The following is a 12,015-nucleotide window of genomic DNA, read 5'->3' on the forward strand; positions in this document are numbered from 1 at the left end:
TTGACCCGCGATGAGGCCAGACCTGCCGAACAGAGAGCACACGATGTACACCCTAGACGACCTGCTCCACCTCATGGCCCGCCTGCGCGACCCGCAGTACGGCTGCCCGTGGGACCTCAGGCAGACCTACGCCACGATCATCCCGCACACCCTCGAAGAAGCCTACGAGGTGGCCGACGCCATCGAGCGCAGCGACTTCGAACACTTGCAGGGCGAACTGGGCGACCTGCTGTTCCAGGTGGTGTATTACGCCCAGCTGGCCCGTGAAGAGGGCCGTTTCGAATTCGCCGGGGTGATCGACAGCATCACCCGCAAGCTGATCCGTCGCCACCCGCACGTATTCCCCACCGGCGAGCTCCATGCGCCGCTGGACCTGCCACGGCTCGATGAAGAACAGGTCAAGCAGCGCTGGGAAGAGATCAAGGCCCAGGAGCGCGCCGAAAAGGGCGAGCCCGAACAACTGTCGCTGCTCGACGACGTGCCGGCGGCCTTGCCGGCCCTGTCGCGTGCGGCCAAACTGCAAAAGCGTGCGGCCCAGGTCGGATTCGACTGGGACGACCCGTTGCCGGTGCTGGACAAGGTGCGCGAGGAGCTGGACGAAGTACTCCAGGCCATGGCCGACAACGACCCGGCGGCGCTGGCCGACGAGGTGGGCGATTTGCTGTTCGCCACCGTCAACCTGGCCCGTCACCTCAAGCTGGACCCGGAAAACGCCCTGCGTGGTGCCAATCGCAAGTTCGAACGACGTTTCCGTTTTATCGAACAGGCATTGCGCGACATGGGGCGTCCGATTGAAGATTGCACCCTCGAAGACTTGGACGCGCTCTGGGGCGAAGCCAAACGTCAGGAAAAGAACCTGCCCAGCTGCGGCTGAGCTGTTGCATAAGTGAGTGAACACCGATGAGCCTTTCCCTTCGTGACCAACTGCTCAAAGCCGGCCTGGTCAACCAGAAGCAGGTCAAGCAGGTCAGCAAAGAACAGAAGAAACAGAAACGCCTGGAGCACAAAGGCCAGGTCGAAGTCGACGACACCCAGCAGCGCCTGGCCAAGGAAGCCATGGCCGAGAAGGCCAAGCGTGACCAGGAGCTCAACCGCCAGCAGCAGGAAAAGGCCGAGCAGAAGGCCCGTGCCGCCCAGGTCAAGCAGTTGATCGAGGTGTCGCGCCTGCCCAAGCTGACCACCGAGGACTACTACAACTTCGTCGACGACAAGAAGGTCAAGCGCCTGTCGGTCAACGCGTTGATGCGCAGCAAGCTGAGCAGCGGCTCGCTGGCGATCGTGCAGCATGGCGGTGGCTACGAGGTGATCCCGCGCGAGGCCGCGCTGAAGATCCAGGAGCGCGACCCGCAGCGCATCGTGCTGCTCAACACCCAGGTCGAAGCGCCGGATGCGGACGACCCGTACGCCGCCTACGTCATCCCGGATGACCTGATGTGGTAAGCCTGCTGGGCTAGACACGACAAACCCCGCCTCGGCGGGGTTTGCTGTTTCTGAAGACGGGGAATTACTGGGGTTGGCGCTTGGCTTCGAGGTACTCCAGTTCGATCCGGTAGCTGTGGGCTTCCTGTTCGTTGTGGAACATGCCGACCAGCTGGTCCTGCTGATGCACATCCCAGATACGCACGCCTGCGGCCAGGCCTTCGTGGGACAGTTTCGATTCATCGCGCTCAGTTACTTTGACAGTCATCTGCTAACTCCAAATCCAGTTAACTGCGGCACCGTGTCGCAGGTCTCTTTTATAGAATTTGTTAGCAGCCTAAGTAAATGCTTGGCGCATGAAACATCTTTCATGCCGCACGGTCGAGGCGACTCCTTCGCCAGCAAGGCTGGTGTCTGCAGGGAGGGCCACGCCACAAAAACAAAACCCCGCACAAGGCGGGGTTTCGGGTAATGCACGCTAGCGGCCTGTCAGCTGCCCTTGACCGACTTGCCGTCGACCGTGCCGTCCTGCAGCACGATCACGTACTCCTTGCCGTCGGTCTCGACCTGGCGCAGTTGCACCAGCAGGTAGTCCCAGTCCTTGGCGAACCACAGCTCGGTGACGCGCTTGCTCTGGCTCGGGTCGCGCACGCGCTCGACCTTGATCGCATCGACCTGGCCGGTCTTGGTGCTGACCTTCTCGGTACCCAGCACGCGGAAGTCGTAGGTGTCGATCTCGTCGCCATCCACCACCTGGTAGGTCATGCTCTTCTTGCCGGCTGCCACGTCATGCTGCAGGGCCAGCTGGTAGGACGACTTGTCCAGCACGCCGCGGTTGAGCGGCAGGTTGACCGCGTCGCCACGGTCGGAGCCGGTGATCTTCTTGCTCGACCAGTCGAAGTCCAGGTCGACCTTCTTGGCCTTGCCCAGGCCGCCACGTTCGAAGTGGTAGGTCTGCGGGAGCAGGGTGTCCTTGTCCAGGCGCAGGGTACTTTGTTCGGTCAGGCTGGCAATCATCATCGAGGCCTTGAAGTTGAGGCTCCAGGTCCCGTTGGCGTTCTTGGCCAGGCTGCGCTCGGCGGTGCCGCTCATGGGCAGTTGCTTCCAGTCGGCGGTGTAGCTGGCCGAAAAAGGCTTCAGATCGGCTGCCTGAAGCGGCAGTGCAAGCACGGCAAGTGCGAAGAGCAGGGCACGACGCATAAAATCTCCTAGGGTCGAATCAAGTGGCCGCTGGCCGCCAAGGGCTGGCCATCCAGTAGAGCACCGTGCTCGCCAAGGCGCAAACGGCCTTCGGCGAACCAGCGCACCGCCAGCGGATAAATCAGGTGTTCCTGGCTGTGAACCCTCTGGGCCAGTTGCGCCGGCGTGTCATCCGAGACTACCGGTATCACAGCCTGTACGACCAGTGGCCCGCCATCGAGTTCCTCGGTGACGAAGTGCACACTGCAGCCATGCTCGGCATCCCCGGCTTCCAGCGCCCGCTGGTGGGTATGCAGGCCCTTGTACTTGGGCAGCAGGGAAGGGTGGATATTGAGCAGGCGGCCGTGGTAATGGCGCACGAAACCGGCACTGAGGATACGCATGAAGCCGGCCAGCACCACCAGCTGCGGGGCAAAGCCGTCGATCAGCTCGACCAGCGCCGCGTCGAAGGCCTCGCGGCCGTCGAAGGCCTTGTGGTCGAGCACGGCGGTGTCGATGCCCGCATCGCGGGCGCGCTGCAGGCCGTAGGCATCGGCGCGGTTGGAGATCACCGCGCGGATCCGCACCGGGCTGTCGCCGGTGCGGGTACTGTCGATCAGGGCCTGCAGGTTGCTGCCGGTGCCGGAAAGCAGCACCACTACATCACAAGACGTGCTCGGCATCAGTGCGCCTTGAGGTTCTTCAGCTCGACCTGGGCGGCGCCTTCGGCAGCGGTGGCGATCTGGCCGATCACCCAAGGCTGCTCGCCGGCTTCGCGCAACACGTTCAGGGCGTTGTCGACCTGATCCTGACCCACGCAGATCACCATGCCCACGCCGCAGTTGAGTACGCGGTGCATTTCGGTCTCGTCGACGTTGCCCTGCTGCTGCAGCCAGTCGAATACCGCCGGGCGCTGCCAGCTGGCCACGTCGACCACGGCCTGGGCGCCTTTTGGCAGCACGCGCGGGATGTTGTCGAGCAGGCCGCCACCGGTGATGTGGGCCATGGCCTTGACCGCGCCGGTGTCCTTGATCAGCTTGAGCAGCGGCTTGACGTAGATGCGGGTCGGGGCCATCAGCAGTTCGGTCAGCGGCTTGCCGTCGAGCTGGACGTTCTGGATGTCGGCGCCGGCCACTTCGATGATCTTGCGGATCAGCGAGTAACCGTTGGAGTGCGGGCCCGACGATGGCAGGGCGATCAGGGCGTCACCGGCAGCCACCTTGGAGCCGTCGATGATCTCGGCCTTTTCCACCACGCCGACGCAGAAGCCGGCCAGGTCGTAGTCTTCGCCTTCGTACATGCCCGGCATTTCAGCGGTTTCGCCGCCTACCAGCGAGCAGCCTGCCAGTTCGCAGCCGGCGCCGATGCCGGTGACCACGTCAGCCGCGGTGTCGACGTTGAGCTTGCCGGTGGCGTAGTAGTCGAGGAAGAACAGCGGCTCGGCGCCGCACACCACCAGGTCGTTGACGCACATGGCGACCAGGTCCTGGCCGATGGTGTCGTGCTTGTTCAGGTTCAGTGCCAGGCGCAGCTTGGTGCCCACGCCGTCGGTGCCCGAAACCAGCACCGGCTGCTTGTAGCCGGCCGGAATTTCGCAGAGGGCGCCGAAGCCCCCCAGGCCGCCCATGACTTCCGGGCGCGCCGTGCGCTTGGCGACGCCTTTGATGCGTTCGACCAATGCTTCACCGGCGTCGATGTCTACACCGGCGTCCTTGTAGCTCAGGGAGGGTTGCTTGCTCATGATCCAGGCCTTTAGGGGGAGGGATTCGGGGGAATCGACCGGCACCTGCCAGGCATTGCGAGGGTTTTCCTGCTGCCTGAGCGTCGCCGGTCTGCGAAGGCGCGCGATTTTATCAGGGTTACCCGGTAGCGGCCATCCTCAGGCCGACGGGCAGGGCCTCATTCGACATAAAAACATTGATTCGGTATGGCCGCTGGTTGCCGCGCCATGGGCTGTATAAGGTATAGGTAATGAAATTTGACCGCAGGGCTGAATGTTTTACCCGCGGGGGTGGTCAGAGCTTCACTTTTCACTGACCGCGCTTTCTATTTACCTGGACAGGAATCCTCCATGCGTTTGCGTTCATACCTGGCCGTTGGCTGCCTTGCCCTGTTTGGCCTGAGCGTTCAGGCCGAAACCCTCACTGGCCTTTATCAGGTGCGCGAGCCGGTCAGCGGCGAGGGCACCGAACCCCGCGCCCAGGCCACCCAGAATGCCCTGAGTACCCTGGTGGTGCGCCTCACGGGCGACCCCAAGGCGCCGCAGAGTGCGGGCCTGGCAGGGCTACGCAAGGACCCGCAGCAAATCATCAGCCAGTTCGGTTTCGAGGCCGGCCCGCCGGAAACCGTGCTGGTGGATTTCGACCCCGGCAGCACCGACCGGGCGCTGCGCCAGGCCGGGCTGGCCCTGTGGGGCAGCAACCGGCCGGCCATCCTCGGCTGGTGGTTGAACGACAGCGTGGGCGGTTCGAGCCTGGTGGGCGATGGCCAGAGCAGCGCTGAACCGCTGCGCCGCGCCGCGCAACACCGTGGCTTGCCGCTGCGCCTGCCCATGGGCGACCTGAACGAGCAACTGGTGGCCACTGCCAAGAACCTCGAAGGCACCGACCCCGCGCCCCTGCGCGAGGCCTCCGAGCGCTACGCGGCCGATGCGTTGCTGGCGGTGCATGCCACCGAGGGCGAGGGCAAATGGCAGGGCACCTGGCGCCTGTGGCTGGGCGACCAGCGTGAGCAGGGCAAGGTCGAAGGCGCCGATCAGGCCGCCCTGGCCGACGCGGTGATGCTGGCCGTCAGCACGCGCCTGGCGCCGCGCTTTGTCGCGCGGCCGGGCACCGGTGGCGAAAACCAGATACAGGTGCAGGGCATGACCCTGGAGCGCTATGCGCAGCTTTTGCAGACCCTTGAGCCGCTGGGCGGGCGCCTGACCTATGTGGACGGCGATACCCTGACCTACACCGTCAGCGGCACCCCCGAACAGGTGCGTGCGCAACTGGGCCTGGCCAGGCTGCAGGAGGTGCCGGCAGAGGCCGCCGCCCCTGCGCCGGTCGCACCCGCAGCCCCAGGCGAGGCCCAGGTGGCTGCGCCCGCACCGTTCACCGGTTTGCGGTTTCGTTGGCAGGGAGCGTGACTGAATGATGGATACACGCCGTTGGGTATGGGTGTTGGGAGTGCTGGTAATCGGCACGCTGCTGTACTTCTTGCACGGGATCCTCTCGCCCTTCCTTATAGGTATCGGCCTGGCGTACCTGGCCGACCCGCTGGTGGACCGGCTGGAGCGCGCCGGGCTGTCACGCACCTGGGGCGTGGTGGTGGTGTTCGCCCTGTTCACCCTGGTGTTCATGGCGATGCTGCTGGTGCTGATCCCGATGCTGGCCAAGCAGTTGGTGCGCCTGTACGAGCTGGCACCACAGATGCTCGACTGGTTGCAGCACGTGGCGCTGCCGTGGGTGCAGACGCGCCTGGGGCTGGCCGATGGCTTTTGGAAGTTCGACAAGATCAAGTCGGCGATCAGCGAGCACATGGGCCAGACCACCGACATCGTCGGCATCGTGCTCAGCCAGGCTACCGCGTCCGGGCTGGCGCTGATCGGCTGGTTGGCCAACATGGTGCTGATCCCGGTGGTGGGCTTCTACCTGCTGCGCGACTGGGACCTGATGATGGCCAAGCTGCGCCGCCTGTTGCCGCGCCAGCGCGAAGAGCAGGTGGTGTCGCTGGCCCTGGAATGCCACGAGGTGCTCGGTGCGTTCGTGCGCGGGCAGTTGCTGGTGATGCTGGCGCTGGGGGTGATCTACGCCGCCGGGTTGATGCTGGTGGGCCTCGAACTGGGCCTGCTGATCGGTATCATGGCCGGGCTTGCGGCCATCGTGCCGTACATGGGTTTCATCATCGGCATCGGCGCGGCATTGATCGCCGGCATGTTCCAGTTCGGCGGCGACCTGTACCCGATGCTGGGCATCGTCGCGGTGTTCATGGTGGGCCAGGCGCTTGAAGGCATGGTGCTCACGCCGTTGCTGGTGGGCGACCGCATCGGTCTGCACCCGGTGGCGGTGATCTTCGCGATCCTGGCCGGCGGCGAGCTGTTCGGGTTCACCGGGGTGCTGCTGGCGCTGCCGGTGGCGGCGGTGATCATGGTGTTGCTGCGGCACATGCACGACCTCTATAAAGAGTCGGACATGTATGCTGGTGAAATCGACCCGGACCTTTGAAGGACACCCTGAGTGATGGAACATGAAACCGACCACGCCTGTGCATTGGCAGGCGTGATGGATGCATTGCCGCTGCTGGCCGATGACCTCGACGAGGATGAGGTGGCAGCGGCCCTGCAGCAGCAGGGCTACTCGCGGCACGGGGCCGAGAAGCTCACGATGTTCGTACCCTCGGCATTTTCCTGGGTGGTGCTCAAGCGTCTGGGGCTCAAGGCGCTGCCCAGTCATTTCACGGCCTATGACCAGGACGACAATGCGGTGCGGATCCCGGTCGCCAATCAGCACTACTTCACCGCGGCGCTGACCCTGGCCTACAACACCTTCGAGAATGGCTGGAGCGCCGCACTACCGCGCAGCACCTTCCAGCGCGTTGCCGGGCGCAGTTCGGAGATGAACGCGGCCAACCAGGTACTGGATAAGGAAGGCTCGCTCGAAGGGGCGAGCATCAACACCGTGGAGCTGTTTCGCCTGAGTGCAGAGGAACTGCTGGAGGATTGACCCATGCCTGCCCCATATGCCGCGCAAGCCTTTGATTTTGCTAACGCATTGTGCGGTTGGCGTCACGGGTATAGACTTTGCGGACTTTTCACCAAAGGCCCCTTGCGGTTCCTCGGGACTGCCCAGCCAGCATGAAACCGATCCAGTTGCCCCTGGGTGTGCGTCTGCGTGATGACGCCACCTTCATCAACTACTATCCGGGTGCCAACGCCGCCGCATTGGGCTACGTCGAGCGACTCTGCGAAGCCGACGCCGGCTGGACCGAAAGCCTGATCTACCTGTGGGGCAAGCAGGGCGTAGGGCGTACCCACCTGCTGCAGGCCGCGTGCCTGCGCTTCGAGCAACTGGGCGAGCCTGCGGTGTACCTGCCTCTGGCGCAACTGCTCGATCGCGGCGTGGAACTGCTCGACAACCTGGAACAGTACGAACTGGTGTGCCTGGACGACCTGCATGTGATTGCCGGCAAGCCGGACTGGGAAGAGGCCATGTTCCACCTGTTCAACCGCCTGCGCGACAGCGGCCGCCGCTTGCTGCTGGCAGCGTCCAGCTCCCCACGGGAATTGCCGATCAAGCTGGCCGACCTGAAGTCGCGCCTGACCCTGGCGCTGATCTTCCAGATGCGCGCCCTGTCGGATGAAGACAAGCTGCGTGCCCTGCAATTGCGCGCCTCGCGCCGGGGCCTGCACCTCACCGACGAAGTCGGGCATTTCATCCTGACCCGAGGCACGCGCAGCATGAGCGCACTGTTCGACCTGCTCGAACGCCTCGACCAGGCTTCACTGCAGGCGCAGCGCAAGCTGACCATCCCGTTTTTGAAAGAGACATTGGGCTGGTAGGGCCGGCCCAGAGCCTCGGCACATAAAAGTCACATTTTTTTCGATTGAATTTGCAAATCGATCCGATAGAAGGCATAGTCTCGGCTTCATCAAATTCAAGCCACGGTCGTGCCCATGCTAAATCGCTTCGCACCCCTCGTGCCCCTCGCACTTGTGACCTTGCTGTTCGGCTGCGCGACCACCGGTCCCGTCACCCACCAGCAGGCTCCCGCTCCAGTTGCTGCCCAGGCTGCCGCCAAGCCTTCCACCGCCGCGTCGGTGTTCGAAGAAGAGCTGGCCACCGAGCAGGACCTGGAAGCGTTCTCCTCCAGCACCAAGCCCTACGAACTGCCAGCCCTGGCCGACAACATTCTCGAACGTGGCATGTCCCTGATCGGTACCCGCTACCGTTTCGGCGGCACCTCGGAGAAATCCGGCTTCGACTGCAGCGGCTTCATCGGCTACCTGTTCCGCGAAGAGGCCGGCATGAACCTGCCGCGCTCCACCCGCGAAATGATCAACGTGAAAGCCCCGCTGGTTGCGCGCAACAAGCTCAAGCCAGGCGACCTGCTGTTCTTCAGCACCAATGGTCGCGGCCGCGTCAGCCACGCCGGCATCTATCTGGGCGACGATCAGTTCATCCACTCCAGCAGCCGCCGCAGCGGTGGCGTGCGCATCGACAATCTCGGTGACCGCTACTGGAGCAAGACCTTCATCGAAGCCAAGCGCGCGCTGGCCATGGCACCGACTACCCTGTCGCGTAACTGAGTCTGCGCGTGATGTCCCGCACGGCGGCGTAGCTGAAAAGCTCGCCGCCGTGCGTGTTTACAGAAAACGTCTAATCTAATTTCTCACCTATTTCCGACTTGGGGTCGGGCGGCTTCAGACAGGATGTTCTGACTATGTCGATACTCGCGCGCGTTGCTGTACTTTCCCTGGCGGCCCTGCTGGGTGCCTGCTCCAGCCATGCCCCGCAGAAACCTCAGGTGGTCGAGCCGAAGGTGATGGCGCCCCAGGTGTATTTCTCGCCAGTGGCCGAGGATGTGCTGTTCCGGGCCCTGGGCCTGGTGGGCACGCCTTACCGCTGGGGCGGCAATACCCCGGACTCGGGGTTCGATTGCAGCGGGCTGATTGGCTACGTGTACCGGGACGCGGCGGGTATCGCCCTGCCGCGCTCAACCCGCGAGATGATCGGCATTCGTGCCCCGGACATCGACAAGGGTGCGTTGCAGTCGGGCGACCTGGTGTTCTTCGCCACCAATGGCGGCACCCAGGTAAGCCATGCCGGTATCTACGTGGGCGAGGGGCGTTTCGTGCATGCACCGTCAACGGGCGGTACGGTGCGCCTGGACTACCTGTCCAACAGCTACTGGCAGAAGACCTACCTCAACGCCAAGCGCGTGCTGCAGCCGGCGCACCTGGCGCGCAATCCCTGACAGCGTGGCCTGCAAAGCCGGCTCCAGCAGGAGCCGACCTTGCCGGCGAACACGTCAGCGCAGTGCTACTGCGCCTTGCTTACCCGCCAGATCACATTGCCCACATCGTCGGCCACCAGCACCCCGCCACGCTGATCGTTCACCACACCGACTGGGCGCCCCATGGCCTTGCCGTCCTCGTCGAGAAACCCGGTCAGCAGATCAATGGGCTTGCCCGACGGTTTGCCTGCCGTGCTGAACGGCACGAAGATCACCTTGTAGCCACTGTGCGGCTTGCGGTTCCATGAGCCGTGCTGGCCGATGAACGCGCCCTGGTCGAATGGCGCCGGCAAGGCGTTCGGCACGGTAAACGCCAGCCCCAGCGAGGCGGTGTGCGGCCCCACCGCATAGTCCGGCGCAATCGCGCTGGCCACCAGCTTTGCATCCTGCGGTTGTACGCGTTCATCCACATGCTGCCCGTAATAGCTGTAGGGCCAGCCATAGAAGGCGCCGTCCTTCACCGACGTGATGTAGTCCGGCACCAGGTCGCTGCCGATCTCGTCACGTTCGTTCACCGCCGTCCACAGCTGCTGGCTATGGGGTTCCCAGGCCAGGCCGTTGGGGTTGCGCAGGCCGGTGGCGAACAGGCGCTGGCTGCCGGTGGCCGGGTCGACCTCCCAGATCGCGGCGCGGCCTTTCTCCTGCTCCATGCCGTTCTCGGCCACGTTGCTGTTGGAGCCCACGGTCACGTACAGCTTCTTGCCGTCGGGGCTGGCGATCACGTTCTTGGTCCAGTGGTGGTTGAGCGTGCCGCCCGGCAGGTCGACCACCTTGGTGCCGCTGCCCTGCAGGCGGGTGGCGCCTGGCTCGTAGGTGAAGCGCAACAGCCGATCGGTGTCGGCCACATAGAAGTCGTTGCCCACCAGGGCCATGCCGAACGGCGAGTTCAGCCCCTCGATGAAGGTGGTGCGGGTGTCGGCCACGCCGTCCTTGTCGCTGTCACGCAGCAGGGTGATGCGGTTGGGGCTGGGCACTCCGGCACCGGCGCGGCCCATCACCTTGCCCATCACCCAGCCCTTGATGCCCTTGCCGTCATCGGGCTTGGGTGGCGCGTTGGTCTCGGCCACCAGCACGTCGCCGTTGGGCAGCACGTACAGCCAGCGCGGGTGGTCGAGCTTGTCGGCGAAGGCCACCACCTGGGTGCCTGCCGCAGCCTTGGGTTTGCCGCCCTCTGGCCAGCCGATGGCCGGCGCGATGTTTACCGTGGGGATCAGGGTCTTGTTCGGTTCGGGCAGGCGCGGCGACGGGCCGGTGCCATCGGTGACGTCCAGGCGGGCGTTCTCGCCGCAGGCCACCAGCCCGGTGGTGAGTGCCAGCAGTACAGCAATGCGCATGTTGCCCATGATCGGTGTCCCTCGCGAAGTTGGCCGTGCCCAGTAAGGTAGAGGCGGGCACGTCGACGAGGTTCCCTCGACAGGGGCTCAGGCCTGCTTGAGCAGCAGCGCGATGCCGGGGTGGTAGCGACCCACGTCGTCGTGCAGCTTGCGGTAGCCATAGGGGAACACCCAGGCGATGGCGCATGCATTGTGCTTTTGCAGGTCGTCGACCAGGTCCTGAAGCTCTTCGGGGCTGGCGTGTTGCCCGGCCTTGTACGGGCTGACGAACAGCGCGGCAACCTTGAGCTGGCTGGCATAGCCCACCAGGCGAGCCTGGGCGACGCTCTCCTGCAGGGCATCGGTGAGGTCGAGCTTGCCGACCCGTGGCCAGCGCTGGGTGGCTTGCAGGTAGGCGGTCTCTTCCTTGCTGGCGATCACCAGGTCGCAGTGCGCCGCACGCTCGCCTTCGTCGCGCTGCTTCTTGGTCTGCGCACCCTGCAAGGTCACCAGCTCCGCCTGCCAGGCCGCCGCGCCCAGCACGCCAAGGTTGCTTTGCACGCCTTGCCAGTAGGGGGCGTCGCTGTCGCCCAGGGTCTGGTTGTAGCGCTCCAGGCACTCGGCCCAACGTTCCAGGGCGGGGCGCAGGAACTCCAGACGCGGGTTGTTGATGATCAGACCTTGCATGCCGTGCTCCATTGTTATTGTGGATCGGAGAGGTGCGGATAATGGCTATGTGATATCACTGCAGTGAGTGTGACACAAGATGACATAAATGCCATTGATCCAGACCGCTTCGCAGCGCCTTTGATTGACGCTCATGGCCCAACCCTCTAACCTTCGCGACTTGTTTCAGGTGCTCTGCGGCCAAGGTGCCGGCAGGGTGAAACAGGGAAGCCGGTGGGCACGTGCAACGTGCGATTCCGGCGCTGCCCCCGCAACGGTAAATGAGTCGGGATCGCGCAGGGCCACTGGGTGCAACAGCCCGGGAAGGCGCGCGATCCGGGTCGAACAGACCCGCCCATGAGCCCGGAGACCGGCCTGTCACAGATCAACGGCATCACGGAGGGTGATGCGCGGTTCTCCCGGCCAGTGGCAGGGCCTGCGCGTT

General features: G+C 64.4%; 14 protein-coding genes and 1 riboswitch. Of the genes, 8 read left to right on the top strand and 6 right to left on the bottom strand.

All coding sequences use genetic code 11. The features are described from left to right. Positions 1 to 43: 43 nt before the first annotated feature. Together mazG and FW760_RS10395 are read left to right on the top strand one after the other, a co-directional pair. Positions 44 to 874 carry a nucleoside triphosphate pyrophosphohydrolase gene (gene mazG, locus FW760_RS10390; RefSeq protein WP_043862555.1) on the top strand — a complete coding sequence of 277 codons (831 nt, stop codon included), beginning with the start codon at positions 44 to 46 and terminating at the stop codon, positions 872 to 874. Positions 875 to 900: 26 nt separating this feature from the next. Then, positions 901 to 1,440 carry a DUF2058 domain-containing protein gene (locus tag FW760_RS10395; protein WP_043862554.1) on the top strand — a complete coding sequence of 180 codons (540 nt, stop codon included), beginning with the start codon at positions 901 to 903 and terminating at the stop codon, positions 1,438 to 1,440. Positions 1,441 to 1,504: 64 nt separating this feature from the next. On the opposite strand, the gene FW760_RS10400 is transcribed toward FW760_RS10395, so the two are convergent. The 4 genes from FW760_RS10400 to purM all read right to left on the bottom strand — a co-directional run bounded on the left by FW760_RS10400 (position 1,505) and on the right by purM (position 4,339). Further along, positions 1,505 to 1,687: a hypothetical protein gene (locus FW760_RS10400; RefSeq protein WP_043862553.1), complete on the bottom strand. Its 183-nt coding sequence runs from the start codon at positions 1,685 to 1,687 to the stop codon at positions 1,505 to 1,507. 221 nt (positions 1,688 to 1,908) lie between these two features. Continuing rightward, entirely contained in the window at positions 1,909 to 2,619 is a 711-nt protein-coding gene (locus FW760_RS10405; protein WP_043862552.1) for a DUF3108 domain-containing protein, read from the bottom strand. A gap of 8 nt (positions 2,620 to 2,627) precedes the next feature. Beyond that, positions 2,628 to 3,281, bottom strand: a complete 654-nt coding sequence (gene purN, locus FW760_RS10410) for a phosphoribosylglycinamide formyltransferase (protein ID WP_054914698.1) — start codon at positions 3,279 to 3,281, stop codon at positions 2,628 to 2,630. Beyond that, positions 3,281 to 4,339, bottom strand: a complete 1,059-nt coding sequence (purM, locus tag FW760_RS10415; protein WP_043862550.1) for a phosphoribosylformylglycinamidine cyclo-ligase — start codon at positions 4,337 to 4,339, stop codon at positions 3,281 to 3,283. Before purM ends, purN begins: the two co-directional genes overlap by 1 nt. 330 nt (positions 4,340 to 4,669) lie before the next feature. Between purM and FW760_RS10420 the strand changes: the two genes are divergently transcribed. The 6 genes from FW760_RS10420 (at position 4,670) to FW760_RS10445 (ending at position 9,552) form a co-directional block, all read left to right on the top strand. Beyond that, on the top strand, positions 4,670 to 5,725 hold the full coding sequence (locus tag FW760_RS10420; RefSeq protein WP_446443774.1) for a DUF2066 domain-containing protein: 1,056 nt from the start codon (positions 4,670 to 4,672) through the stop codon (positions 5,723 to 5,725). A 4-nt stretch (positions 5,726 to 5,729) separates the two neighbouring features. Further along, positions 5,730 to 6,803, top strand: coding sequence for an AI-2E family transporter (locus tag FW760_RS10425; protein ID WP_043862548.1), 1,074 nt, complete (start codon positions 5,730 to 5,732; stop codon positions 6,801 to 6,803). 15 nt (positions 6,804 to 6,818) lie between these two features. Continuing rightward, on the top strand, positions 6,819 to 7,301 hold the full coding sequence (locus FW760_RS10430; protein ID WP_446443775.1) for a hypothetical protein: 483 nt from the start codon (positions 6,819 to 6,821) through the stop codon (positions 7,299 to 7,301). Positions 7,302 to 7,432: 131 nt separating this feature from the next. Continuing rightward, the gene (gene hda, locus FW760_RS10435) at positions 7,433 to 8,137 is read left to right on the top strand and encodes a DnaA regulatory inactivator Hda (RefSeq protein ID WP_043862546.1); all 705 of its coding nucleotides are present in this window, start codon (positions 7,433 to 7,435) and stop codon (positions 8,135 to 8,137) included. Positions 8,138 to 8,251: 114 nt separating this feature from the next. Beyond that, on the top strand, positions 8,252 to 8,884 hold the full coding sequence (locus FW760_RS10440) for a C40 family peptidase (RefSeq protein WP_043862545.1): 633 nt from the start codon (positions 8,252 to 8,254) through the stop codon (positions 8,882 to 8,884). A gap of 134 nt (positions 8,885 to 9,018) precedes the next feature. Further along, a complete protein-coding gene (locus FW760_RS10445; RefSeq protein WP_054914695.1) occupies positions 9,019 to 9,552 on the top strand; it encodes a C40 family peptidase in 534 nt (177 codons plus the stop codon). A gap of 65 nt (positions 9,553 to 9,617) precedes the next feature. On the opposite strand, the gene FW760_RS10450 is transcribed toward FW760_RS10445, so the two are convergent. Both FW760_RS10450 and FW760_RS10455 read right to left on the bottom strand, forming a co-directional pair. After that, complete coding sequence (locus FW760_RS10450) at positions 9,618 to 10,934, bottom strand: PQQ-dependent sugar dehydrogenase (RefSeq protein ID WP_058541004.1); 1,317 nt, start codon at positions 10,932 to 10,934, stop codon at positions 9,618 to 9,620. Between the two features lie 78 nt (positions 10,935 to 11,012). Continuing rightward, the gene (locus FW760_RS10455) at positions 11,013 to 11,591 is read right to left on the bottom strand and encodes a hypothetical protein (protein ID WP_043862542.1); all 579 of its coding nucleotides are present in this window, start codon (positions 11,589 to 11,591) and stop codon (positions 11,013 to 11,015) included. Positions 11,592 to 11,741: 150 nt separating this feature from the next. Next, positions 11,742 to 11,963: riboswitch (cobalamin riboswitch) on the top strand. Positions 11,964 to 12,015 lie beyond the last annotated feature (52 nt).

It is taken from the genome of Pseudomonas sp. 1176_21 (assembly GCF_052850635.1).